At 34.6% G+C, this 26,052-nt stretch carries 26 protein-coding genes and 2 tRNA genes; all 28 read left to right on the forward strand.

Going from position 1 to position 26,052, the window contains the following annotated elements; genetic code table 11:
- Positions 1-179: 179 nt before the first annotated feature.
- The 28 genes from spoVT to lysS all read left to right on the forward strand — a co-directional run bounded on the left by spoVT (position 180) and on the right by lysS (position 25,769).
- Entirely contained in the window at positions 180-716 is a 537-nt protein-coding gene (gene spoVT, locus RAH41_RS20615) for a stage V sporulation protein T (RefSeq protein ID WP_114347079.1), read from the forward strand.
- Between the two features lie 216 nt (positions 717-932).
- On the forward strand, positions 933-2,522 hold the full coding sequence (locus RAH41_RS20620) for a polysaccharide biosynthesis protein (protein ID WP_331225195.1): 1,590 nt from the start codon (positions 933-935) through the stop codon (positions 2,520-2,522).
- A gap of 18 nt (positions 2,523-2,540) precedes the next feature.
- Positions 2,541-3,995: a nucleoside triphosphate pyrophosphohydrolase gene (mazG, locus tag RAH41_RS20625; RefSeq protein ID WP_331225197.1), complete on the forward strand. Its 1,455-nt coding sequence runs from the start codon at positions 2,541-2,543 to the stop codon at positions 3,993-3,995.
- 34 nt (positions 3,996-4,029) lie between these two features.
- A complete protein-coding gene (locus RAH41_RS20630; protein ID WP_056474461.1) occupies positions 4,030-4,299 on the forward strand; it encodes an RNA-binding S4 domain-containing protein in 270 nt (89 codons plus the stop codon).
- A gap of 90 nt (positions 4,300-4,389) precedes the next feature.
- On the forward strand, positions 4,390-4,695 hold the full coding sequence (gene yabP / locus RAH41_RS20635) for a sporulation protein YabP (protein WP_056474457.1): 306 nt from the start codon (positions 4,390-4,392) through the stop codon (positions 4,693-4,695).
- On the forward strand, positions 4,692-5,303 hold the full coding sequence (gene yabQ / locus RAH41_RS20640; protein ID WP_331225201.1) for a spore cortex biosynthesis protein YabQ: 612 nt from the start codon (positions 4,692-4,694) through the stop codon (positions 5,301-5,303). The genes yabP and yabQ overlap by 4 nt, the downstream gene beginning before the upstream one ends.
- The gene (locus RAH41_RS20645; RefSeq protein ID WP_331225204.1) at positions 5,304-5,681 is read left to right on the forward strand and encodes an FtsB family cell division protein; all 378 of its coding nucleotides are present in this window, start codon (positions 5,304-5,306) and stop codon (positions 5,679-5,681) included. It abuts the gene before it with no gap.
- 85 nt (positions 5,682-5,766) lie between these two features.
- The gene (locus RAH41_RS20650; protein ID WP_331225205.1) at positions 5,767-6,237 is read left to right on the forward strand and encodes a S1 domain-containing RNA-binding protein; all 471 of its coding nucleotides are present in this window, start codon (positions 5,767-5,769) and stop codon (positions 6,235-6,237) included.
- A 154-nt stretch (positions 6,238-6,391) separates the two neighbouring features.
- A tRNA-Met gene (locus tag RAH41_RS20655) sits at positions 6,392-6,468 on the forward strand.
- Positions 6,469-6,479: 11 nt separating this feature from the next.
- A tRNA-Glu gene (locus RAH41_RS20660) sits at positions 6,480-6,551 on the forward strand.
- A 330-nt stretch (positions 6,552-6,881) separates the two neighbouring features.
- Entirely contained in the window at positions 6,882-9,356 is a 2,475-nt protein-coding gene (gene spoIIE, locus RAH41_RS20665; RefSeq protein WP_331225206.1) for a stage II sporulation protein E, read from the forward strand.
- A gap of 77 nt (positions 9,357-9,433) precedes the next feature.
- Positions 9,434-10,168, forward strand: a complete 735-nt coding sequence (locus tag RAH41_RS20670) for a VWA domain-containing protein (RefSeq protein WP_248267573.1) — start codon at positions 9,434-9,436, stop codon at positions 10,166-10,168.
- On the forward strand, positions 10,137-11,258 hold the full coding sequence (locus RAH41_RS20675) for a serine/threonine-protein kinase (RefSeq protein ID WP_331225209.1): 1,122 nt from the start codon (positions 10,137-10,139) through the stop codon (positions 11,256-11,258). The genes RAH41_RS20670 and RAH41_RS20675 overlap by 32 nt, the downstream gene beginning before the upstream one ends.
- 71 nt (positions 11,259-11,329) lie before the next feature.
- Positions 11,330-12,718 (forward strand): tRNA lysidine(34) synthetase TilS, encoded by a 1,389-nt coding sequence (tilS, locus tag RAH41_RS20680; protein ID WP_331225211.1) that lies wholly within the window; start codon positions 11,330-11,332, stop codon positions 12,716-12,718.
- 9 nt (positions 12,719-12,727) lie between these two features.
- Positions 12,728-13,267 (forward strand): hypoxanthine phosphoribosyltransferase, encoded by a 540-nt coding sequence (gene hpt, locus RAH41_RS20685; RefSeq protein ID WP_088014785.1) that lies wholly within the window; start codon positions 12,728-12,730, stop codon positions 13,265-13,267.
- An 81-nt stretch (positions 13,268-13,348) separates the two neighbouring features.
- Positions 13,349-15,265: an ATP-dependent zinc metalloprotease FtsH gene (ftsH, locus tag RAH41_RS20690; RefSeq protein ID WP_098846231.1), complete on the forward strand. Its 1,917-nt coding sequence runs from the start codon at positions 13,349-13,351 to the stop codon at positions 15,263-15,265.
- A 257-nt stretch (positions 15,266-15,522) separates the two neighbouring features.
- Complete coding sequence (locus tag RAH41_RS20695) at positions 15,523-16,287, forward strand: type III pantothenate kinase (RefSeq protein ID WP_056474433.1); 765 nt, start codon at positions 15,523-15,525, stop codon at positions 16,285-16,287.
- 13 nt (positions 16,288-16,300) lie between these two features.
- Positions 16,301-17,176, forward strand: coding sequence for an Hsp33 family molecular chaperone HslO (hslO, locus tag RAH41_RS20700; RefSeq protein ID WP_331225214.1), 876 nt, complete (start codon positions 16,301-16,303; stop codon positions 17,174-17,176).
- Between the two features lie 154 nt (positions 17,177-17,330).
- Positions 17,331-18,251 (forward strand): cysteine synthase A, encoded by a 921-nt coding sequence (cysK, locus tag RAH41_RS20705; protein WP_331225215.1) that lies wholly within the window; start codon positions 17,331-17,333, stop codon positions 18,249-18,251.
- A gap of 149 nt (positions 18,252-18,400) precedes the next feature.
- Positions 18,401-19,831 (forward strand): anthranilate synthase component I family protein, encoded by a 1,431-nt coding sequence (locus tag RAH41_RS20710; protein ID WP_331225216.1) that lies wholly within the window; start codon positions 18,401-18,403, stop codon positions 19,829-19,831.
- Positions 19,828-20,415, forward strand: a complete 588-nt coding sequence (gene pabA / locus RAH41_RS20715; RefSeq protein WP_331225217.1) for an aminodeoxychorismate/anthranilate synthase component II — start codon at positions 19,828-19,830, stop codon at positions 20,413-20,415. Before RAH41_RS20710 ends, pabA begins: the two co-directional genes overlap by 4 nt.
- On the forward strand, positions 20,412-21,284 hold the full coding sequence (gene pabC, locus RAH41_RS20720; protein ID WP_331225218.1) for an aminodeoxychorismate lyase: 873 nt from the start codon (positions 20,412-20,414) through the stop codon (positions 21,282-21,284). The genes pabA and pabC overlap by 4 nt, the downstream gene beginning before the upstream one ends.
- Positions 21,285-21,349: 65 nt before the next feature.
- A complete protein-coding gene (gene folP / locus RAH41_RS20725) occupies positions 21,350-22,123 on the forward strand; it encodes a dihydropteroate synthase (RefSeq protein WP_331225232.1) in 774 nt (257 codons plus the stop codon).
- On the forward strand, positions 22,116-22,478 hold the full coding sequence (gene folB, locus RAH41_RS20730) for a dihydroneopterin aldolase (protein ID WP_331225220.1): 363 nt from the start codon (positions 22,116-22,118) through the stop codon (positions 22,476-22,478). The genes folP and folB overlap by 8 nt, the downstream gene beginning before the upstream one ends.
- Complete coding sequence (gene folK, locus RAH41_RS20735; RefSeq protein WP_331225222.1) at positions 22,475-22,972, forward strand: 2-amino-4-hydroxy-6-hydroxymethyldihydropteridine diphosphokinase; 498 nt, start codon at positions 22,475-22,477, stop codon at positions 22,970-22,972. The genes folB and folK overlap by 4 nt, the downstream gene beginning before the upstream one ends.
- Positions 22,924-23,124, forward strand: coding sequence for a helix-turn-helix domain-containing protein (locus RAH41_RS20740; RefSeq protein WP_056474403.1), 201 nt, complete (start codon positions 22,924-22,926; stop codon positions 23,122-23,124). Before folK ends, RAH41_RS20740 begins: the two co-directional genes overlap by 49 nt.
- A 30-nt stretch (positions 23,125-23,154) precedes the next feature.
- Positions 23,155-24,153, forward strand: a complete 999-nt coding sequence (gene dusB, locus RAH41_RS20745; protein WP_331225225.1) for a tRNA dihydrouridine synthase DusB — start codon at positions 23,155-23,157, stop codon at positions 24,151-24,153.
- Positions 24,154-24,287: 134 nt separating this feature from the next.
- Complete coding sequence (gene lysS / locus RAH41_RS20750) at positions 24,288-25,769, forward strand: lysine--tRNA ligase (protein WP_069033980.1); 1,482 nt, start codon at positions 24,288-24,290, stop codon at positions 25,767-25,769.
- Positions 25,770-26,052: the final 283 nt, after the last annotated feature.

Raw genomic sequence — 26,052 nt, forward strand, 5'->3', positions numbered from 1 at the left:
CCAAATAGTGCTTATAGTACTATATTTTTAGTAAAGGTGTTAAAAAATCTCACTTATTTTGTATAGAACTTCCGTTGTGTAGGATACTATCATTAATTAAGGGTGACCTTACCTCATTGTCACTCGGATATCTTTCATCAACGTAGACATGCAAGTAAGTGAGGAGGCGCTTTACAAGAATGAAAGCAACAGGTATAGTTCGTCGAATTGACGATTTAGGTCGAGTAGTAATACCAAAAGAAATTAGGAGAACTTTACGGATTCGTGAAGGTGATCCATTAGAAATATTTGTGGACCGAGATGGAGAAGTCATTTTAAAGAAATATTCACCAATTAGTGAATTAAGTGATTTTGCGAAGGAATACGCTGATGCACTTTACGACACACTTGGACATACTGTCATTATAAGTGACCGAGATTCAGTTGTAGCAGTTGCAGGGGCTTCCAAAAAAGAATACTTAAACAAAAACATTGGTGATATTATCGAAAAAACTATGGCAGAGCGTAACTCAAAAGTAGTTAGCGAGCCTGGGGAAGCTTCATTTATCGAAAGCGTAATTGAAAAATATCAATCTTACGCAGTAGGAGCAGTTATCGCAAGTGGAGATCCAATTGGAGCTGTTGTTATCTTTTCAAAAGATAAAACAATTTCTGAAGTTGAAAAGAAAGCAATCGATACTGCTACTAACTTCTTAGCTAGACAAATGGAGCAATAATCATATATGTAAAAAACATAGGCCAGTAAAGGAATAGTACCTTAACTGGTCTTTGTTTTTTCCCCTTGATAAAAACTACCTAATTCACGCTTAATGAAAACCATTACTTTCTAAAATTGGAAAAGAGAGGTTTTTTCTTTTGGCAACTCTTTACATAAGCCCTAATAATGTAATACATTAAAGGGTGAACCGTCTAACAAAGGAGTTGTTATCCTTTTGCAAAAAGCCAAGCAAAAAGCAGCCCTACAAGGGGCTTTGTTCATTACAATAGCATCATTATTATCGAAAGTACTAAGTGCGTTTTATAAAATTCCTTATCAAAATATTGCCGGCGATTTAGGTTACTATATTTACCAACAGGTATATCCTGTCTACGCAATTGCTTTAGCATTTTCTACATATGGCTTTCCTTTAGTTTTATCATCTTATGTGGCTGAAAGAATCGCTAAAAAAGATGAAAAAGGGGCTAAAGATTTGGTTTATGCAACATTTATGATGTTGTTAGTCATTGGTATATTGTGTTTCTTTACTTTATACGTAGGAAGTAATAGTATAGCGAATTTTATGCGTGATGATCATCTAGCGATGTTAATTCGTGTTGTTAGTGTTGGCTTTTTATTTGTTCCAATCACTTCAGCATTTCGAGGATATTATCAAGGTTTAGGGGATATGGGACCTACTTCAGTCAGTCAGGTGATTGAGCAATTAATTCGAGTTATTACGATTTTAGTGCTGTCACTTTATTTAATGCAAACGACCGACAATCTTTATATTGTAGGTGCAGGGGCTGTTTCAGGTTCGATACTTGGTAGTATAGCAGCGATACTGTACTTCTTTTATTGGGTTTCTTTTCGTGGATCTGGTTTGACCATACCATCATTTGGATTACTTAAAACCTATCGCTTAGAGTTAAAAACAATTTTGTATCAAGGTATCCTACTGAGCTTAAGTAGCTTAGTACTTGTTTTCATTCAGTTTATCGATTCACTCTCCTTTTATCCATTATTAGTACAATATGGATATCATGTTGAAGGTGCTAAGCTAGTAAAGGGTATTTATGATCGTGGATTTCCGCTAATTCAATTAGGCTCTGTCATTGCTTCATCGTTTTCACTGGCCTTAATTCCGTACTTATCTAGTGAATTAGTTCGTAAAGAACATCATGCTATTAATAATCGAATCTCAGGTGCCATAAGAGTGAGTATTGTAGTAGGAGCAGCAGCAACAATTGGTTTAATTTCAATTATCCATCCGACTAATATCATGCTTTATCGAAATGATTTAGGAACGGATGTCCTAACAGTTTTATGTATATCGATCTTCTTTGCAGGGGTATCGATTACGACATCTTCAATCGCACAAGGATTAGGTAAAAGTCTAATTCCAGCTTTAAATGTCATTGCTGGCGGTTGTGTTAAATTTATTGGAAATGTTATTTTAATGGAGCAAATCGGATCTAAAGGAGCAGCTTATTCAACGGTCTCTGCTCTAATTGTTGTTACGATTTTGAACTTAGCTTATATATATAAATTGTCAAGAGTAACATTTTTTGACTTTAAGTTTATTGTGAAATTACTAGTAGCTGTAGCCATTATGTATGGTTGTGTAGATGGTTATGAATATGTTTTTGAAAAATATGCAATGTTTATTAACCCACTTCGTTTAAGAATGTTAGTGGAGGCTCTATCTTCAGCGATTGTAGGTGCAATCGTATTTGCGGTTGTATTAGTAAAAATTAAGTTATTTACGGTAGAAGAGCTAAGCTCAATCGTTAAAAGTGAAAAATTACAGAAATGGCTTTCTTAAAAGAACAGGAGGATCAAAATGAACAAGATTACAGTTTTAGGTTTAGGAGCAGGTGACCTAAATCAGCTTCCATTTGGTATCTATAAAGAGTTACAAAAAACTGACAATCTTTATTTGCGTACAAAAGACCACCCTGTTATAAGTGAATTAGAAACAGAAGGACTAACGTTCCAATCCTTCGATGAAATTTATGAAAAACATGATTGTTTTGAAGAGGTATATGAAGAAATTGTTCAGCTACTGATGAAAGCTTCTGAAGAAGGTGCAATTACATATGCTGTACCAGGCCATCCTCTTGTAGCGGAAAAAACTGTTCAGCTATTAATAGAGCTTGCAGATAAAGGAATTATCCAGTTAGATATCAAAGGTGGACAAAGCTTCTTAGATGCGATGTTTACCAGTTTGAAAATTGATCCAATCGAAGGCTTCCAGTTTGTTGATGCAACGGATTTAGAATCGGAACCAATTACGTTTAGACAACATTTGATCATCTGCCAGGTTTACGATCAAATGACGGCCTCACATGCGAAATTAAAGCTAATGGAGCAGCTTCCTGATGATTATGAAGTGGTAATCGTTACGGCAGCGGGTAGTTCAAATGAACAAATAAGAAGAGTACCATTGTTTGAGTTAGATCGCGATACATCGATTAATAATTTGACAAGTGTTTATGTACCTCCAGTTAAGAATGAAGAGGATCTATATCATCAATTTGAAACACTTCGTTCTGTTATAGCTACGTTAAGAGGTCCTAATGGATGTCCGTGGGATCAAAAGCAAACACATGAATCATTAAAGAAGTACTTATTAGAAGAGGCTTATGAGCTGCTTGAAGCGATCGATGAGGAAGATGACGACCATATTATTGAAGAACTTGGAGATGTATTACTTCAAGTCATGTTACATGCCCAAATTGGAGAAGATGAAGGCTACTTCTCAATCCAAGATGTAATAAAAGGATTAGTAAGTAAACTAATCTATCGTCACCCGCATGTATTTTCAACAGTTCACGTAAATGATGAGGAAGACGTATTAAAAAATTGGCAAGAATTAAAACAAGCTGAAAAAGGACATGTCGTTGAATCTGTTCTTTCAGGCATACCAAAGGATCTTTCAGGAATATTAAAAGCAGAGAAACTTCAAAGTAAGGCTGCGAAAGTAGGGTTTGACTGGAAGGAACTACCGCCAGTGGTAGATAAGGTTAACGAAGAGTTAGCTGAAGTTCTTGATGCCATCAAATTGAATGATCAGTCTAAAGTTGAAGCGGAACTTGGTGATCTGTTATTTAGTATTGTTAATTTAGCACGTTTTATTGATGTAAATCCTGAAGAAGCGATTTTAAAAACAAATATGAAATTTACAAAACGTTTTCAATATATTGAATCAAGACTTGGTGAAATAAATAAGACATTTTCTGATGTATCTCTTGAAGAAATGGATGAGATTTGGAATGAAGCTAAAAAATACGAATAATGTCTAATGGAATGAGAATTGAGGAGAATAAATTATGAGACTTGATAAATTTTTAAAAGTATCGAGAATTATTAAGCGTCGTACACTTGCTAAAGAAGTGGCTGATCAAGGAAGAATAACGATCAATGGAACAGTTGCAAAAGCATCTACTGAAGTCAAAGTAAATGACGAATTAAAAATTCGATTCGGACAAAAAATTGTTACAGCAAAAATTAATTTACTTAAAGAGACCGTTCGAAAAGAAGAAGCAGATGCAATGTATACAATAATAAGCGAGGAAAAACTGTCAGATAGCTTGTTCTAAAAAAGTTGTCCCTTCATATACTTGTACAAATAACACTGTATTAGGAATCGATTTACAAGAGGTACAGTTTATGTAAATGGAGGGACTAGTATGAATAATCCGTATGAGTTAAATGCGAAAAATACAAGCCAAATAATTGAGCAGGATTTATCGTTAAAAAGTAGAAGATATCTTGAAATCACTGGAGTAAAACAGGTTGAGAGCTTTGATAGTGAAGAGTTCCTATTAGAAACAGCTTTAGGTTTTTTGCATATTAAAGGTCATAATTTACAAATGAAAAACCTCGATGTAGAAAAAGGTCATGTAGCGATAAAGGGAAAGATTAATGAACTTTGTTATATTGACGAATACAATTCAGGGAAAGCTAAAGGAATCTTTAGCAAGCTATTTAAATGAGCTTAAACGTTCAGTTCTACTCAATGATCGCGATGGTCGGTATGGGTGCTTATCTAGGTATGGCACTAGATACATACCATCGTTTTTTATATCGAGGTACTCGTAATCGATTGATTGTATTTGCAACTGATATATTATTTTGGATTTTTCAAGCGCTACTAGTTTTTTATGTATTATACTTAGTTAATGAAGGTGCACTTAGGTTTTATTTACTATTAGCTTTACTATGTGGTTATGCGGCATATCAAAGTCTTTTTCGAGCTATCTATAAAAAAATATTAGAACTGGTTATTCAGCTCGTTATTAGCATTTATCGTATTATAGTAAAGTTAATCGTACTATTTATTGTAAAACCTATAAAGTGGATTATTCAGGTAATAATCGTCATTCTTTTGTTTATTTATGGTCTCCTTATTCGACTAATCCGTTTAGTTTACAACGTTGTACTATCAATTCTTTTGTTTTTCGGCAGAGTATGTTGGTTTTTTGTGCCAAAACGAGTCAAAAACTATTTAATACAATTTAAAGGAGTTTTCGGAAAATTCAAGAATATCTTCCTTACTACTATTAAAAAAGTAAAGGACCTTTTAGATAGGAGGAAGAAATAGGTGGAACATGCGAGAAAATTGGATTTAACTAGACAAGTTCAAGATAAACAAAATATTACCTTAGTTGAGGAACATGGTGTTAAGCCTAGGAGAAGGAGTTTTAAAAAGTTTTTAGTGCGAATTTCATTATTCTGCCTTTTAACTGTCCCCCTATTTTTTTTATTACAATCTCATTATGTAACACAACAACATGTGTATTCTTCTAAAGTAAAACAATTAAAACTAGCAAAAGTTGATTTAAAGAAAACAAAGAGTACGGTAGAGGATTCAAAGCGCATGATTGACCAATTGAACGATGATCAATATATTATTGAGTTAGCTAGAAAAAACTTATTTTTTTCTAAAAAGGGAGAAATAATTTTTCCTAATATCAAGTAATTATCGTTTCATTGACACTTGTTTTTATAATTTTATATAATATAGTAAATCCAGTTAAACATTTTTAAGGAGGAGCATTTTTTTTATGTCAATTGAGGTAGGCAGCAAAGTTAGTGGGAAAGTTACAGGGATTACAAATTTTGGTGCTTTTGTAGAGTTACCAGAAGGAGTAACTGGACTTGTTCACATTAGTGAAGTAGCTGACAACTATGTTAAAGATATTAACGAACATTTAAAAGTTGGCGATGAAGTAGAAGTAAAAGTAATCAATGTTGAAAAAGACGGTAAAATCGGTCTTTCAATCAAAAAAGCGAAAGAACGCCCACCAGTAAAAGAGGGAGAGCGTGAGCAAAGACCTCGTCAAAGCAGACCTTCATATGGAGGCGGCAATGGTGGAAACCGTGGCAAAAATCAAAACCGTTCGGATCAACGTCCGGTTAAAGAAACATTTGATCAAAAAATGAGTAAATTTTTAAAAGACAGTGAAGACCGTCTAGCTTCATTAAAACGCAACACAGAATCTAAACGTGGTGGCCGTGGAGCTCGTCGAGGCTAATTTCCTACCTTGTCAGGACATAAATAGGTATATAGAACACGCACTCTTTAATGGGTGCGTTTTTGTATGGAAAAAATAATAAAATAACTTTTAAAAAAACTGTTGACGGGTATTTGGTACCATGATAATATAAATCTTGTCGTTTAAAGATAATGGCGGTGTAGCTCAGCTGGCTAGAGCGTACGGTTCATACCCGTGAGGTCGTGGGTTCGACTCCCTCCGCCGCTACCATTCCCTTTAACGGCCCGTTGGTCAAGTGGTTAAGACACCGCCCTTTCACGGCGGTAACACGGGTTCGAATCCCGTACGGGTCATACAACAAAAACGTTTGGTCTCTATAAGAGAGGCTAGGCGTTTTTTTTTTTTCTTTTTTTCTGGAATATACGTCTCGTCTTTTAATCCCATTCTTCAATTACTTTCTGTCTTTATTCTGAATTTCGATTGACATAAAATTTAATAATTGCCTTTCTTTTACCCTATTAGAGAAATTATGCTGCAAGCTTTTCTCATATTTTGTAAAACAGTTGTACGTAAAAGCTTTTTCCGTCGAAGAAAACTTTTATTTGACTTTGTCATTTTGACATATTCCTTCAATTGGACAAGTTAAAATAGGTTCAATAAACCAATTCGGATGAGGTGGAAATATGACGAAACTGCAAAGAGGGTCTTCTAATTCTTCAGCAAGCTTGGTCCCTACTAATGGATTTCAATCAGTATTTCGGCAATCTTCTAAATCAATTAAATCAAAATTGGAGAGAGCATTCTTTGACTTTGGGCTACTAATCTTTTTAACGGGATTTTTATTAGGACGAGCGTTGATACTATCACATATTCTCCCGTTTGTATTACCGTTTTTTGCCTCAGTTTATATGATGAAACGCGAGCGAACAGGAATAGCTTTTGTTGCTCTTATGATCGGTTCATTAACTGTGTCGATTGAAACGGTGAGTTATGCATTTGCAACAATTATTCTGTTTTTTATCCTAAATATTTTCTTCGCTAGAGTTAAACGACATTATATAGGTCTAGTACCTTTTCAAGTCTTTTTATCAGTTTTTATTAGTCACTTATTAATTACTTATGCTTTTCAACAAGAAGTTTTGATGTATGATGTTTTGATGGCATCAGTTGAAGCGGGATTAAGTTTTATTTTAACGATGATCTTTTTCCAAAGTGTGCCTCTGCTTTCGATTCCTAAAAGAAAACAGCTTTTAGGGGTTGAAGAAATCGTATGTTTAGTTATTCTTTTAGCTTCAGTTGTGACGGGGACAACTGATTGGTATATCCAAGATTTATCAATTCAACATATTGTTACTAGATATATTGTCTTACTATTTGCCTTCGTAGCCGGAGGAACGGTCGGTTGTACAGTAGGGGTTGTAACGGGCCTTATATTAAGTTTAGCGAGTGTTTCGAGTCTATATCAAATGAGCTTATTAGCATTCTCTGGATTACTTGGTGGTCTCCTTAAAGAGGGTAAAAGATTAGGTGCGGCAGCTGGTCTATTAATTGGGACATGCCTTATTAGCTTTTATGCTGAGAAACAATCAGATATTATTTTTTCAATCATTGAATCAGTCATTGCGATTGTCTTATTCTTAATAACACCAACTTTCCTACTAAAACAATTAGCTAAACTAGTACCAGGAACAGAAGAACACTCTACAGATCAACAACAATACTTACGTAAAATAAGAGATTTGACAGCTAATCGAATTACTCAATTTTCAAACGTGTTTGAAGCATTATCTGCCAGTTTTTCACAGCCTAGCCAGTTTGCCCATATTGAGGACGAACTAACTGATGAAGAACTGTTTATTTGTAGTATTTCAAATAAGTGCTGTAATAGTTGTATGAAAAAGGACCATTGCTGGTCAAACAATGGTGACCGAACATATCAATACATGGAAAATATGATGCATTTAGTTGAAAAGGATCAGCTCATTAAGAATGGCCAATTTATGAGAGAGTGGGAAAAATATTGCCAACGTTCATCAAAAATGGCAGATTTAATGAAGCAAGAAGTTTTCTACTTCCGTGCAAACCAAAGACTTAAAAAACAAGTTCAAGAAAGTAGAAGATTAGTGGCTGAGCAATTGCGCGGAGTTTCAAAAGTAATGGTCGACTTTGCAAAAGAGATTCAACGAGAAAAAGAGAATCATCAATTACAGGAAGACCAAATCCTACAAGCTTTACTAAACTTTGGAATTGACGTTAGCCAAGTAGAGATTTATAACTTAGAGCAAGGAAATATTGATATAGATATATTAATTCCGTTTGAAAATGAGTATGGTGAATGTCAAAAATTAATTGCGCCGATTTTATCAGATATTTTAAAAGAGACGATTGTCGTATTAAAAGAAGAATCAGCGACAATACCAAATGGAGGTAATTACTTAGTTACATTTGGATCAGACAAAGCATTTGTTATTGAAACCGGGGTTGCGACTGCAGCCAAAGGTGGAGGCTTTATTTCAGGTGATGCATTTAAAATAATGGATGTTGGAGCAGGAAAGCACGCGATTGCGATTAGTGATGGAATGGGTAATGGTGAGCGAGCTCATATTGAAAGTAATGAGACATTAAAACTACTACAAAAAATATTAAACTCAGGTATTGAAGAGACCGTCGCTATTAAATCGATTAATTCAATTCTATCATTACGTACTACTGAAGAGGTCTTTGCTACCCTAGATTTAGCTATGGTGGATTTACACGATGCTTCTGCAAAATTCTTAAAAATTGGTTCATCGCCAAGTTTTGTTAAACGAGGCAAGCAAGTTATTAAAATTGAAGGTAGTAATTTACCGATTGGGATCATTGATGAATTTGATGTAGAAGTCGTAAGTGAGCAGTTAAAAGCTGGAGACTTATTAATTATGATGAGTGATGGTATTTTTGAAGGTCCTAAACATGTTGAAAATTATGAAATGTGGATGAAACGTAAAATAAGTGAATTTGAAACGGATGATCCACAATCAGTAGCAGAGTTGTTACTCGAGGAAGTAATTCGTTCGAATACAGGAGATATTAATGATGATATGACGGTTGTGGTGGCTGTTGTTAAACGAAACTTGCCAGAGTGGTCTTCGATTTCATCATATAGTGCGATGGCTTAGTAAAATAAAATAATAAGGTTTATCCCCTCCCGTAATTGGACAAAATGGTAACAACTTTTACGCGGAGGGGATTTTGTATGTATAAGGGAAAGTTAAAACAAATTCTATTAATAACTGATGGTTATTCAAACCATGGTGAAGATCCGTTAGCTGTTTCAAGTCTGGCACAAGAATACGGTATTACAGTAAATGTAATTGGAATTTTGGATGAAAATGTACAAAGTGGCGACGGTTTAAAGGAAATAGAGGAAATTGCTAGAGCAGGTGGAGGGATTAGTCAAGTCGTTTACACAAAGCAACTTTCTCAAACTGTCCAAATGGTTACTAGAAAAGCGATGACACAAACAATACAAGGGTTTGTTAATAAAGAATTAAAGCAAATTTTAGGTGATAGCAATTCGATTGAATCACTTCCTCCTTCAAAGCGAGAAGAGGTATATGAGGTTGTAGAGGATATTGGCGAAACTGTAGGTTTAGAAGTTATTATTTTAGTAGATACGAGTGCTAGTATGAAAGATAAACTAGAAACTGTTAAGGAATCATTATTTGATTTACAAATCAGTTTAAACTCAAGAACAGGAGAAAATGCCTACTCGTTATTTATATTTCCCGGGAAACATGACGATGTAGACAAATTATTAGATTGGACACCTAAATTAGAAAAACTAAACACAATTTTCCCTAAGTTAACGATGGGCGGTATGACGCCAACCGGTCCTGCTATACGAGAGGCTTTAAACTATTTTAACGAACAAAACTACAATAGAGGTAATAATGGTGATGATGAACAATCAATTGAATGGGCAGATTAATTTAGCGCCTGGGACTCACATTACTGGAAAGTGGAATAAAAACAAATACGAAATTAAGAGTTTACTTGGAAATGGAGCAAATGGAACAGTTTATCTAGCTTCTGGAAAAACTGGAGAAGTTGCTATTAAGCTAAGTAAAGATTCTACTAATATCACGAACGAAGTAAATGTTTTAAAAAAAATCACACAGGTCCAGGATTCAATCCTTGGGCCTTCTTTTATCGATGTTGATGACTATATAAATCCAGGAACAAATGATTGCTGCTATTACTATGTTATGGAATACGTAAATGGTGTAAGTTTACCAAAATTTATTGAAAGAAATGGAATGGAATGGAGTAGTATTTTTATCATACAAGTTTTATCATTGTTAGATAAATTGCACCATAAAGGCTTTATTTTTGGTGATTTAAAAACAGATAATCTACTAGTTACGAAAGAACCAAATAAAATCCAGTGGATCGATTTTGGAGGAGTTACTCAAATTGGACGCGCAGTTAAAGAATTTACTGAGTTCTTTGATCGTGGTTACTGGGGCTTAGGTTCTAGAAAAGCAGAAGTTTCCTATGACTTATTTGCTGTAACGATGATTTTTATCCACTTGCATTGTAAAAAGCAGTTTTTAAAAAACGGGTTGGGAATAAATCAAATTGAACAAGTAATAACGCAAACACAAACCCTTAATCCATATAAAGAATTTCTAATGAAGGGATTAAAAGGGGAGTATGCTAATGCGAGTGCTATGAAACAAGCTCTACTAATGTATGAACAAAAGATAAATGCTACAAAAAAGAAGAAGAGTAAAAAGGATCAAGCTACTATAGCACAAACGATGAATCAAACAAGGCAATCGAAAAAGCAAAATCAGTCCGCTAATCAATCAACACAATCAAAAAAACATAGCCAGCCTACAAATCAACCTAGAAACTCGACTAATCAGAATCAAAAAAATAACCAATCCACACAGACAAGAGCAGGGAACAACATCCAAGTGAAGCAAAAGAAAAAAAGAATTCACTGGTTCGAAACATCGACCATTCTCTTGTTAATGGGCTTGGCCTATGCATTATATTTTTATTATCAGCTGTAAATAATAGTACTCCAAGTGTGTGAATGGTAACATATAAATATGAATTTTACTTTCATTAGGAGTATAGGTAAATGGTAATTAACCAATTAAAGGAATTTGTAAAACAAAATAATATTATCAGAAATAGTGTAATTGTGATCGGTGTTTCTGGAGGTCCAGATTCAATGGCGTTAGCTCATTCTTTTTTATCAATTAGAGAGGAATTTGGGTTCTCGATTATTATTGCACATGTGGATCATATGTTTAGAGGACAAGAATCTTTAGATGATTTGGAATATGTTAAGAACTGGTGCCTCCAAAATAACGTCCAATTTGAAGGAAAGCGCATAAATGTGAATCAGTATATCGAGGAAACGGGTTTAAGTAGTCAATTGGCAGCAAGGGAATGTCGATATCGTTTTTTTGACGAAACGATGAAGAAATATGAAGCGAATTATTTAGCTTTAGGTCATCATGGAGAGGACCAAGTTGAAACGATTTTGATGCGTTTAGTTAGAGGTAGCTCGCATGTCGGTTACGCTGGCATTAGGGAAAAGAGGTCTTTTAGTACAGGCGAAATTATTCGTCCATTTTTGGATTTACGAAAACAAGCATTAACTACATATTGTCAAGAACAAGGCATTATCCCTCGAAAAGATCCAAGTAATGATAAAGATGTTTACACAAGAAATCGATTTAGACACCATATTCTACCTTTTATTTTTGAAGAAAATCCAACTGCACAAAAGAGATTCCAGCAGTTTAGTAGACAGCAATTGGAAGATGATCAATATTTAATGGAATTAACTGAAGACGCAATGAATACAGTAATAAGAAATAAAGAAAAGCAAGCAGTCACTATTGACATTAAACAGTTTTTAAATGTGCCTATATCTTTACAAAGAAGATGTATTCAACTAATATTAGATTATGTCTACCTATATATCCCTAAAGGCTTGACACAAGGGCATCTTAATTCAATTCTGACTTTATTACGAAATGAAAAATCCACTTGGGAGCAGCATTTACCTGGAGGACTTTTTGTCAAACGCTCATATAATGAATGCTTCTTTACATTCGAACAGATGAATGTGAAGGATTATACTATTTCTATTAATGAGCCTGGTGTATATGAACTACCAAATGGTTTTTCAATAAAAGTCGAATTAAACAATCAATGTTTAGAACAAAAAAATGACACGTTTATTTGTTCTGTCAAGGATGTTTCTTTTCCACTGGTTGTTCGGAATCGAAAGATTGGTGATCGAATGTCATTAAAGGGTATGAATGGGTCAAAAAAGTTAAAAGATATATTTATTGATGAAAAAATGAAACAATCATTACGTGATGAATGGCCAATAATTACGGATAGTCAAAATAATATATTATGGATACCTTTCGTAAAGAAATCTGCTTTTGAAAGAAATTTTTCGACAGATGAGTCACTCATTGCAATACAGGTGGTTTCTAAGAGTTTCTAGGAGGAAAAAATGAAACAAGACATTCAACAAGTATTAGTAAGTGAAGAGGCAATTCAACAAAAAGTAGTAGAATTAGGTGCAGTACTAACTGAAGAGTACAAAGACCGCTTTCCACTAGTAGTGGGTGTTTTAAAAGGAGCTCTTCCGTTCATGTCTGACCTTATCAAGCATATTGATACATATATCGAAATTGATTTTATGGATGTTTCTAGTTATGGACATAGTACAGTTTCTTCTGGTGAAGTAAAAATTGTAAAAGATTTAAATACTTCTGTAGAAGGAAGAGATGTAATCATTCTAGAAGATATTATTGATAGTGGTCTAACTTTAAATTATTTAGTTGAACTATTTAAACATCGCAAAGCTAATACAGTTAAAATTGTTACTTTGTTAGATAAGCCAAGCGGACGTAAAGCAAATATCGAGGCTGATTTAGTTGGTTTCGAAGTACCAGATGCTTTCGTAGTAGGATATGGTTTAGATTATATTGAGCGTTATCGAAATCTGCCATATGTTGGCGTTTTAAAGCCTGAAGTTTACACGAAATAAGTCAAGTTTTATTCGTTTGTTTACAAGGTATAACTATGCTACTATATAAAGTAATTAAATTGAAAGAGAGGAGGTTTGGAATTGAATCGAATTTTCCGTAATACAGTCTTTTACATATTAATCTTCTTAGTTGTGATTGGTGTTGTTACATATTTCAATGGGCCAGAATCTCAAGTTAAGAAAGTAAGTTACGATACATTTTATACTAAGTTACAAAAAGGTGATGTTAGCAGCTTAACATCTATCCAACCTAAAAATGGAGTGTACATAGTAAGAGGTCACTTTACAGATGTAAAAAAAGGCGAATCTTTCCAAACTCAAGTACCAATTAGTGACGAAACGACAAAAATAGTTAACAAAGCAGTTGCTGACTATAAAATAAAGGCTAATTGGAATCCAGCTGAAACAACAAGTGCATGGGTGCAAATCTTCACTTCACTCATTCCATTTGTTATTATTTTCATTCTTTTCTTCTTCTTAATGAATCAAGCACAAGGTGGCGGAAGCCGTGTTATGAACTTTGGGAAGAGCAAAGCTCGTCTGTATAATGATGAGAAAAAGAAAGTACGATTTAAAGATGTTGCAGGTGCAGATGAAGAAAAGCAAGAGCTTGTTGAAGTAGTAGAGTTCTTGAAGGATCCTCGTAAATTCTCTGAATTAGGTGCAAGAATTCCTAAAGGGGTACTATTAGTAGGACCTCCTGGAACAGGTAAAACATTATTAGCGAGAGCTGTTGCAGGAGAAGCTGGAGTTCCATTCTTCTCAATCAGTGGTTCTGATTTCGTTGAAATGTTTGTAGGGGTCGGTGCTTCTCGTGTTCGTGATTTATTTGAAAATGCGAAGAAAAACGCTCCTTGTATCATATTTATAGATGAGATTGATGCTGTAGGTCGTCAACGTGGTGCTGGATTAGGTGGAGGTCACGATGAGCGTGAACAAACATTAAACCAGTTACTTGTTGAAATGGATGGTTTTGGTGCTAATGAAGGTATTATTATCATCGCAGCAACAAACCGTGCAGATGTTCTAGACCCAGCGTTATTACGTCCAGGTCGATTTGACAGACAGATTACAGTAGATCGTCCAGATGTAGTAGGACGTGAAGCAGTATTAAAAGTTCATTCAAGAAATAAACCATTGTCACCAGAGGTAGACTTAAAAGCTATTGCTCAAAGAACTCCTGGTTTCTCTGGTGCTGATTTGGAAAATTTATTAAACGAGGCAGCATTAGTTGCGGCTCGTCGTGATAAAAAGAAAATCGATATGCTTGATATTGACGAAGCAACTGACCGTGTAATTGCGGGACCTGCTAAGAAAAATAAAGTTATATCTGAAAAAGAGCGAAAAATTGTTGCATTCCACGAAGCTGGACATACGGTTATTGGCCAAGTGTTAGATGAGGCTGAAATGGTTCATAAAGTAACAATTGTACCTCGTGGTCAAGCTGGTGGTTATGCAGTAATGCTTCCAAAAGAAGATCGTTACTTTATGACAAAACCAGAATTACTTGATAAAATTACAGGTCTACTTGGTGGACGTGTAGCTGAAGAAGTTGTATTTGGTGAAGTAAGTACAGGAGCTCATAATGACTTCCAACGTGCAACAGGTATTGCTCGTCGTATGGTTACTGAGTTCGGTATGAGCGATAAGCTAGGTCCATTACAGTTTGGTCAATCTCAAGGAGGAAATGTATTCCTTGGTAGAGACTTTAATAATGAACAAAATTATAGTGATAAAATTGCTTATGAAATCGACGTTGAGATTCAAACAATCATTAAAGAATGCTATGCAAAAGCAACTGATATTATTAAGACGCATCGCGATAAATTAGACTTGCTTGCAAACACATTATTAGAAGTGGAAACTTTAGATGCAAAAGGAATCAAGAGTCTTTGGGAACAAGGCACACTTCCTACATCTCCAACATCAAAAGATGAGGTTAAAGTTAATATTTCTAAAAAGAATGATGAACCAACTGAGCCTAAAATCACTGAATAAAAAGTTAAGAGTGTCTTTCTAGACACTCTTTCTTTTGTTTATTGGTGTATAGAAAATAGGCCAAGGTCATGAAGGAAGCTGGTTCATTGAAATGTTTGAATAAACCATTATGAACCCAGGTCCACTACAGAAAGCATCTATTTTTAAACTACTATCAACTTGTGTTATCATTATTTTTATAGTGATTAAAAAATGTACTTGAGACAAAAAATATAAAATAAAAGTTTTATTTTTGAAATGGAGAGACGGTGGAATATATGTTATTTGTAATCGATGTAGGAAATACAAATACTGTTTTAGGTGTTTATCAAGAAGATGAGTTAATACATCATTGGAGAATTGAGACGAATCGTTATAAAACAGAAGATGAGTACGGGATGGTCATTGGTTCATTACTTGAATATGCAGGTATTGGGTTTGATGAGTTTCATGCAGTTATTATTTCATCAGTTGTCCCACCGATTATGTTCTCACTGGAAAGAATGGCAACAAAGTACTTTAAACAAAAGCCACTAATCGTTGGTCCTGGAATAAAAACAGGCTTAAACATAAAATATGATAATCCGAAAGAAGTTGGGGCAGACCGAATTGTTAATGCCGTTGCAGGAATTGCACAATACGGGAGTCCGCTGATTATTGTAGATTTCGGAACAGCTACTACATATTGTTATATAGATGAAAATAAAAATTATATTGGTGGAGCAATTGCACCAGGCATCAATATTTCAACAGAGGCACTTTATACAAAGGCTTCAAAACTGCCTCGTATAGAGCTTTCAAGACCTTCTAATATTGTTGGTCGTACAACTGTAGAAGCAATGCAGGTTGGAATCCTATATGGTTATGTAGGTCAAGTTGAAGGTATTGTAAAACGAATGAAAGCTCAAGCAAAGGTAGAACCTACTGTTATAGCAACAGGTGGACTTGCATCTTTAATATCTAAGGAATCGGATATTATTGATGTGATGGATCCGTATTTAACCTTAAAAGGTCTGCATTTAATTTATAAACGAAATTCATAAAAAGGGGTATAACATGAAAGATTATTTAGTAAAAGCATTAGCTTTTAACGGTGAAGTCCGTGCATATAGCGTTAGATCAACAAATATTGTAAAAGAAGCTCAAGAACGTCATGACACTTGGTCAAACGCTTCGGCTGCATTAGGTCGTACATTAACGGCTGCTACTATGATGGGTGCTATGCTAAAAGGTGATGAAAAATTAACTTTAAAGGTTGAAGGTAATGGTCCAATTGGCCATATTTTAGTCGATAGTAATGCAAAAGGTGAAGTCCGTGGATATGTACAAAATCCACATGTCCAAACTGAACTTAACAAACATGGAAAAATTGATGTAGCTAAAGCTGTTGGTACTGTAGGTACAATCTCGGTTGTTAAAGATATTGGAATGAGAGAACCTTTTACAGGCTCAGTACCTATTGTTTCAGGTGAACTTGGTGAAGACTTTACTTACTATTTTGCTGTATCTGAACAAACACCTTCATCTGTAGGTGTCGGCGTATTAGTTAACCCGGATCATTCGATTTTAGCAAGCGGAGGATTTATTATTCAAATCTTACCTGGTGCAAGTGAAGAATGTATCACTCAAATTGAAAATCGTTTAAAAACAATCAAACCAGTTTCTAAACTAATTGAAGAAGGTTTGACTCCAGAAGAAATTTTATATGAAGTGTTAGGAAAAGAAGAAGTTAAAGTTTTAGAAACAATGGATGTGAAATTCCAATGTCAATGCTCAAGAGAGAGAATTGAAGGCGCTCTTTTAAGTATTGGTAAACAAGAATTAGAATTAATATTAGAAGAGGATGGAGAAGCAGAAGTTACATGTCATTTCTGTAATCAACATTATCATTATTCTGATGAACAATTAAAAGAATTAATTAACAAATTGTAGGTGAAAATTGAAGGGATTTGTCTAGCTTTCTTTTCATAATTTATTATGAATTTCATACAAGTTATGTATAGGAGAAAGTAATTGACAGATTCTTTTGTTTTTTACATAATGTATATTAAACAGGTCAATATACTGGGAATTAGGAGTGGATGAAATGAAAGTTGCAAATTCAGTTTACGAATTAATCGGTAGAACTCCAATTGTAAAACTTAACAGATTAGTAGATGAAGACAGCGCGGAAATTTACTTAAAACTAGAATTTATGAATCCTGGTAGCAGTGTTAAAGATCGTATTGCACTTGCGATGATTGAGGATTCGGAGAAAAAAGGTTTAATTAAACCAGGTGACACAATTATTGAACCAACTAGTGGAAATACTGGTATTGGATTAGCAATGGTAGCAGCTGCTAAAGGTTATAAAACAATTCTAGTAATGCCAGAAACAATGAGTATTGAAAGACGCAACTTATTACGTGCATATGGCGCAGAGTTAGTTTTAACTCCAGGTCCTGAAGGAATGGGAGGAGCAATTCGTAAAGCAGATGAATTAGCAAAAGAAAATGGATATTTCGTTCCACAACAGTTTAATAATCTTGCAAATCCTGAAGTCCACCGTTTAACGACTGGTCCTGAAATTGTTGAACAAATGGGAGACCAACTTGATGCATTTATTTCAGGAGTAGGTACGGGAGGAACAATCTCTGGTGCAGGTTCTGTACTAAAAGAAGCTTACCCTGGAATTAAGATTGTCGCAGTTGAACCTGAAGACTCTCCAGTTTTATCAGGTGGTAAACCAGGTCCCCATAAAATTCAAGGTATTGGAGCAGGGTTTATACCTGAAACATTAAACACGGATATTTATGATGAAATCGTACAAATCAAAAATGACGATGCAATGGAGACGGCTAGAAAAGTAGCAAAAGAAGAAGGCATACTTGTAGGTATTTCTTCAGGTGCTGCAATAAGTGCTGCATTACAAGTTGCCAAAAAACTTGGTAAAGGTAAAAAAGTACTTGCAATCATTCCAAGTAATGGAGAGCGTTATTTAAGTACAGCATTATACCAATTTGAGTAATTTTTTTTAATGGATTATATGATAAAATTTAAAATCCCTTTGCGAGCTGCAAAGGGGTTTTTTGTTTTTCCATAAAATGCTTTGATGTATACTTCTTACTTTTTGTGTAAAATGAAAAAAGAAGCGCTATATGAGGGGGATATTCACACATGAATTATGAAATCTTTTCAAAAGTAATTAAATATACTACACCTTTCTTTAAATACTTTGTAGAAACGGCAAAAGAGAAAAAGAACGCCGTACTTCTTGAAAGTGGTCGTGACGGAAGATATTCAATTATGGCATCTAATCCTGTTGCGAAGTTATATGGAAAGGATAACAAATTAACGGTCGAAGTAGGGATCGAAGGATACTCGGAAATAGAGGAGTATGTAGGAAATCCTATTGATTTAGCAAAGGAATATCTATCAAAATACACAATCGAAAAAAGAGATGATTTACCACCATTTCAAGGTGGAGCAATTGGTTATTTCACATATGACTGTAACCATTATATTGAAGACCTACCAACAATAGCTAAGGACGTCTACAATATTCCAGATGTTTATTTATTAATCTTCCATGAAGTTGTTATTTATGATCATCAAGAAAATCAATTATATTTTATTGTAATAGATGAAATGAAAAATGCTGACAAGGCAAAAGAACGAATAAACGCTTTAGAAGAGTTCTTCATTAGTGAAATAGAGCAAATCGATTTATCTAGAAGAACTTCTACTGAAGAGATTGAAAAAACAATTTATATGTCTGAACAAAAATTTACGGATGCAGTTGGAAATGTTAAAGAATATATCAGTGCAGGGGATGTATTCCAAGTGAATTTGTCTGTACTACAATCTGAGACGCTTGTAACAGATCCACTGTATATATATGAGCAGCTTAGAGAAATAAATCCTTCCCCATATATGTCGTATTTAGATTTTGAGGAGTTTCAAATAGTTAGTTGCTCACCAGAGCTATTAGTAGCAAAACGTGATCAAGATGTTTGGACAAGACCAATAGCAGGTACGAGATCTCGTGGTAAAACAGTTGAAGAAGAACAACAACTGATGGAAGAACTACGTTCAAATGAAAAAGAACAAGCTGAGCATATTATGTTAGTTGATTTAGAGCGCAATGATTTAGGAAGAGTATGCGAATATGGAACTGTTGAAGTAGACGAATTATTAGTAATTGAAAAGTATTCGCATGTTATGCACCTTGTTTCAAATGTTAGAGGAGAGCTTCAAAAGGGTAAAGATGCATTTGACCTATTAAAGGCAGTATTTCCCGGGGGAACAATAACAGGAGCTCCAAAAATCCGTACGATGCAAATTATTGAAGAACTAGAACCGACCAAGCGTGGCATTTATACAGGTTCTGTTGGATGGATTAGCTTCACTGGGGATATGGAGATGAACATTACGATTCGAACAATGATTACAAAAGACCAACAAGCATTTGTACAAGCTGGTGCTGGCATTGTTATTGATTCTAATCCAAAACATGAGTATTTAGAAAGTCTTAAGAAAGCTCAAGCTTTATGGACAGCTAAGAAAGTAAGTGAAGAAAAAGCACAGTTGGGTGGGAATGTAAAATGATATTAATGATTGATAATTATGATTCATTTACCTATAATCTAGTTCAATATTTAGGTGAATTAGGTGAAGAGTTAATTGTAAAACGTAATGATGAAATTACTTTAGAAGAAATTGAAGCATTAGCTCCATCTTATTTGATGATTTCTCCAGGTCCTTGTACGCCAAACGAAGCTGGAATCAGTTTAAAAGCAATTGAACACTTTGCTGGGAAAATCCCAATTTTAGGAGTATGCTTAGGTCACCAATCAATCGCTCAAGTGTTTGGGGGTGACGTAGTACGGGCAGAACGATTAATGCACGGAAAAACATCGGCAATTACACATGAAGGTTTAGGATTATTTAATGATCTACCATCACCAATTGATGTTACAAGATATCACTCTTTAATTGTTAAAAAAGAAACTTTCCCTGAGGAACTTGAAATAACAGCTTGGACGAATGAGGGAGAAATCATGGCTTTAAAACATAAGACATTACCGATTGAAGGTGTACAATTTCACCCGGAATCGATTATGTCACAATTCGGTAAAGAGATGCTTAGGAACTTTTTACAAGCATATAAACCGACTAGGAGTACAGTATGAAACTATATGTTAATGGAGAATTCTTAAATGATCATGAAGTAAAAATATCTCCATTTGATCATGGTTTTTTATATGGGTTAGGAGTATTTGAAACATTTCGGATCTATAATGGGCATCCTTTTTTATTATTTGATCATTTAAAGCGTTTAAGAAAGTCGTTATTAAACCTAAATATCGAATGGAATTTGCTAGATGAGGAAATACAAACGATTTTATATAGGTTAATCGAATTAAATGGATTACAAGATGCGTATATTCGTTTGAATGTTTCAGCAGGTGAAGGTGAAATAGGTTTATACACTGGTAAATATTCGAATCCAAATACCATCATTTTTATAAAACCTATGCCTGAAAGTAATATCCTAGAGAAAGAAGGGGTAATACTAAATACCCCTCGAAATACCCCTGAAGGAAAAGAGCGTTTAAAGTCTCACCATTATTTAAATAATATTATCGGAAAAAAAGAGATCGGGAACTCACCTAGTATAGAAGGAATCTTTTTAAACAAAGATGGGTTTCTTTCAGAAGGTATCGTTTCAAATCTCTTCTTTATTAAACAAGGTCGATTATACACACCACACGTTGATACAGGAATCTTGAATGGGATAACAAGACAGTTCGTGATTTATTGGGCTAAATTAAAAGGGATTACAGTTGAAGAGGGTTTTTACACAGAGCAAGAGCTGTTAAAAGCGGATGAAATATTTATTTCAAACTCAATCCAAGAAATTATTCCCGTGACAGTAATTGGCGAGCGGATCTTTACTGTTAGTGAAAGTAGCATAATAAAAGATTTGCAAAAGGATTATAGGCATCACCGAAAATCTTTATTAAGCATGAATGAAATGGAAAGAAGTGAACAAGTGTGAGAAGAGCAATAAAACCCTTGATTTGTGGAAATTACGAATTACCAATTCAAAATGAAACAATTGTAATGGGGATTTTAAACGTAACCCCAGACTCATTTTCTGATGGTGGTCGTTACAATGAAATCGAATTAGCAATACAACATGCAAAAAAGTTAATTGCTGATGGAGCAAAAATTATTGATGTAGGTGGGGAATCGACAAGACCTGGAGCTGCTACAGTTGATGAAGACGAAGAGTTAAGAAGAGTAATTCCGATTATCAAAGCATTATCTAAAGAAATTGATGTACCAATTTCCATAGATACATATAAATCTGAAGTGGCAAAACAAGCTGTAGAAGCAGGAGCTACAATCATTAATGATGTTTGGGGAGCAAAGAAAGACCCGAAAATTGCTGAAGTGGCTGCTGCGTACAATGTTCCAATTTGTTTAATGCACAATCGAACAGATGAAAACTATTATAGTTTAATGAGTGATCTTGTCTGTGATTTAGTTGAAAGTATTAATATAGCAAAACGCGCAGGTGTAAAGGATGAAATGATTATTTTGGATCCGGGTGTTGGTTTTGCAAAATCGGCTGGGCAGAATTTGGAAGTTTTAAACCAAATGGAGCAAATTAAAGCATTGGATTATCCAGTATTACTTGGTACTTCTCGAAAAAGGTTTATAGGAGAGGTTCTTGGTACTGAAGTACATGAGCGAATGGAAGGTACAGGTGCTACAGTCTGTTTAGGTATAACGAAAGGCTGCGAAATTGTACGAGTGCATGACGTATTAGCGATTTCCCGAATGGCTAAAATGATGGATGCAATGTTAAAGATTGGAGTAAAAAATGGATAAAATTTATGTAACAGGTATGAAATTTTATGGTTACCATGGTGTATTTAAAGAAGAGAAAACATTAGGGCAACGATTTAATGTTGATTTAATTGTCGAACTAGATACAAAAAAAGCAGGAGAAACAGATGATTTGGCGTATTCAGTAAGTTACGCAGACTTATTTAAAACCTGTGAAGAAGTAGTTCAAGGTCAGTCATATGATTTAGTTGAATCAGTTGCTGAAGAAATTGCCAGACAAATATTAAATACATATGATTTAATTCAACAATGTACTGTAAAAGTCATAAAACCAGATCCACCAATACCAGGACATTATGATTTTGTAGCAGTTGAAATAACAAGAGGTCGCATATGAAAAATCAATCTTATTTAAGTTTAGGCACGAATATAGGCGACCGCGAAGGTTTTCTTACAAAGGCTATTAGGGAATTAGCGAATCATCCCGACATTCAAGTAGAACAAATCTCTTCTATTTTTGAAACAGACCCAGTTGGATACGTAGACCAAGATTCATTTTTAAATCTCGTTATTAAAATTTCTACCAATTTGACACCACTTCAATTACTTGATATTACGCAAGGAATCGAAGAAAACCTTGGTAGAAAAAGGGAATTGCGTTGGGGTCCAAGAACAATAGACCTTGACATTTTACTCTATAATCACGAAGATATAGAAGTTGAGCACCTAAGAATACCGCACCCGAGAATGTTTGAAAGAAGCTTTGTATTAATCCCCTTAAAAGAAATTAACCAATCAATTAAGGTTGAAACTAAATTTTTAGAGGATAAAGGAGTTCGATTATGGAAGCTGAAAAATGGGGTAGACGGATTAGGGCTTTTAGAAAATTAAAAGGTTTTACCCAAGAAGGCTTTGCAAAAAACCTTGGTGTTTCTGTTTCGGTGTTAGGTGAAGTTGAGCGAGGAAATCGTATGCCGACTGAACAGTTTTTACATGATTGTGCAAAACAATTAAAAGTAAGTGTAGAGGAATTATCAATATAGAGTTCTATTGTAATAGAAGGAGGATGGGATGTGCTAAAAATTGGTGACATCGAGATGAAAAATCCCGTCGTATTAGCACCGATGGCCGGAGTTTGTAACTCAGCTTTCCGTTTGACAGTAAAAGAATTTGGTGCAGGTTTAGTATGCGCAGAGATGGTAAGTGATAAAGCTATTCTTCATAACAATAAAAGAACATTAGATATGCTTTATATGGATGAACGTGAAAAGCCATTAAGCTTACAAATTTTTGGTGGTGAAAAATCAACATTAGTTGAAGCTGCTAAGTACGTTGACGAAAATACGAATGCAGATATTATTGATATTAATATGGGATGTCCTGTTCCTAAAATTACAAAAGTAGACGCAGGAGCTAAATGGCTTTTAGACCCAAACAAAATTCATGAGATGGTATATGCTGTAGCACAGAATGTAAGTAAACCAGTTACAGTTAAAATGCGTCTTGGATGGGATGACGATCATATTTATGTAGTAGATAATGCAAAAGCAGTTGAAACAGCGGGTGGAAAAGCAGTTGCGATCCATGGACGAACTCGTTATCAAATGTATGAAGGGAAATCTGACTGGAGCTGGATTAAAGAAGTTAAAAATCAGGTTTCCATTCCGGTAATCGGTAATGGTGATGTAGAGACACCTCAAGATGCCAAGCGTATGTTAGATGAAACAGGCTGTGATGGCGTAATGATTGGTCGTGCTGCATTAGGTAACCCGTGGATGATTTATCGTACAGTTAAATACTTGGAATCTGGTGTGTTAATGCCTGAGCCAGAAGCACGTGAAAAAATTGATGTATGTTTATTGCATTTAGACCGATTAATTGATTTGAAAAATGAACATGTAGCTGTAATGGAAATGAGAAAACATGCAGCTTGGTATTTAAAAGGTTTGAAAGGCACTGCATTAGTTCGAAATCAAATTAACGAGGTTAGTACTCGTGCTCAAATGGTTGAAGTATTAACAACATACGTTAATGAAGTGGAAGAAAAAATGAAAGCTACTCAAGCTTTGTAAGTTTGACAGGTTTCGCTTGACAAAATATAATAAGTTATAGTAAACAAAACTGCCAGATCGAAATACTGGCAGTTTTTCTATTAAAAACATATTGTATTTAAATATTTATTGAATAATTACGTGGAGTTGAGAAAATGAGTCACGAAGAATTAAATGACCAAGCCCTTATACGTAGGGAGAAATTAAAAACACTTGAAGGAAAAGGTATCGATCCATTCGGTAAAAAGTTTGTGCGCACACATTCTTCAAATGATTTGTTAGCACAATTTGACCAGTTCTCTAAAGAAGAATTAGAAGAAAAAGCGATTGTTGTTTCTTTTGCAGGTCGAGTAATGACTAAACGTGGTAAAGGTAAAGCTGGATTTGCACATGTTCAAGATTTAAATGGACAAGTTCAAATCTATGTTCGTAAAGATGCTGTAGGTGAAGAACAATATGAAATCTTTGATATTACTGATTTAGGTGACATAGTAGGTGTTACTGGTGTGGTATTTAAAACGAATGTAGGGGAATTATCTATTAAAGTTAAAGAATATACATTCCTTTCAAAAGCATTATTACCACTTCCTGATAAATTCCATGGTTTACAAGATGTTGAACAACGTTACCGTCAAAGATATTTAGATTTAATGAATATGGATAGCCGACAAACATTTATTGCTCGCAGTAAAATTATCCAATCTATGAGACGTTATTTAGATAGCCAAGGTTATTTAGAAGTTGAAACTCCTATGCTACATGCTATTGCAGGAGGAGCTTCTGCAAGACCTTTTATCACTCATCATAACGCGCTTGATATGGAATTATATATGCGTATTGCAATTGAGTTACACTTAAAACGACTAATAGTAGGTGGACTTGAAAAAGTTTATGAAATTGGTCGAGTATTCCGTAATGAAGGTATTTCTACTCGTCATAACCCAGAGTTTACGATGATTGAATTATATGAAGCTTATGCTGATTATGCTGACATTATGGAACTTACAGAGAACCTAATTGCTCATATCGCTAAAGAAGTTTTAGGTACTACTACTATTCCTTACGGTGAGTACACAGTAAACCTAGAGCCAAAATGGACTAGGCTTCATATGGTAGATGCGATTAAAGAAGCTTGTGGAGTGGATTTCTGGCCAGAGATGTCAGTTGAACAAGCTAGACAATATGCTAAAGAACATAATGTTGAAGTTAATGAGAATATGTCTGTTGGCCATATTATTAACGAATTCTTTGAACAAAAAGTTGAAGAAACATTAATTCAACCTACATTTATTTATGGTCACCCTGTAGAAATTTCACCGCTTGCGAAAAAGAATGCTGACGATCCACGTTTTACTGATCGTTTTGAGTTATTTATTGTGGCACGTGAACATGCTAACGCATTTACAGAGTTAAATGACCCAATTGATCAAAAAGAGCGTTTTGAAGCACAGCTTAAAGAACGTGAGCTTGGTAATGATGAAGCACATATGATGGATGATGATTACATCGAAGCACTAGAGCATGGTATGCCACCAACTGGTGGACTTGGAATAGGTATTGACCGATTAGTTATGTTATTAACTAATTCTCCTTCAATCCGTGACGTTCTATTGTTCCCATTAATGAGACATAAATAAGATTTACCTAACTGGCTAAAGGATTCCTTTTAGCCAGTTTTTTTATGATTGATGTATCTTTTTCAAGGAATAAGGACATCATTTATTTATTGGAATCTGGTAGAAACTATCTGAATAAAAAGAATTTAAATTTAGGTATTGTATTTTGTTTTTTTAGGTGTTATATTATTAAACGTTGTCACATTAAACGAAACGACAACGAAAAAAACTTTTGAAAAAAACGTTGACAACATTCGATAGAAAATGTTAAGATGTTTAAGTCGCCTCAAAGCGACAAGATGAA

The sequence above is a fragment of the Gottfriedia acidiceleris genome, from assembly GCF_036421055.1.
Lineage (GTDB): Bacteria > Bacillota > Bacilli > Bacillales > Bacillaceae_G > Gottfriedia > Gottfriedia acidiceleris_C.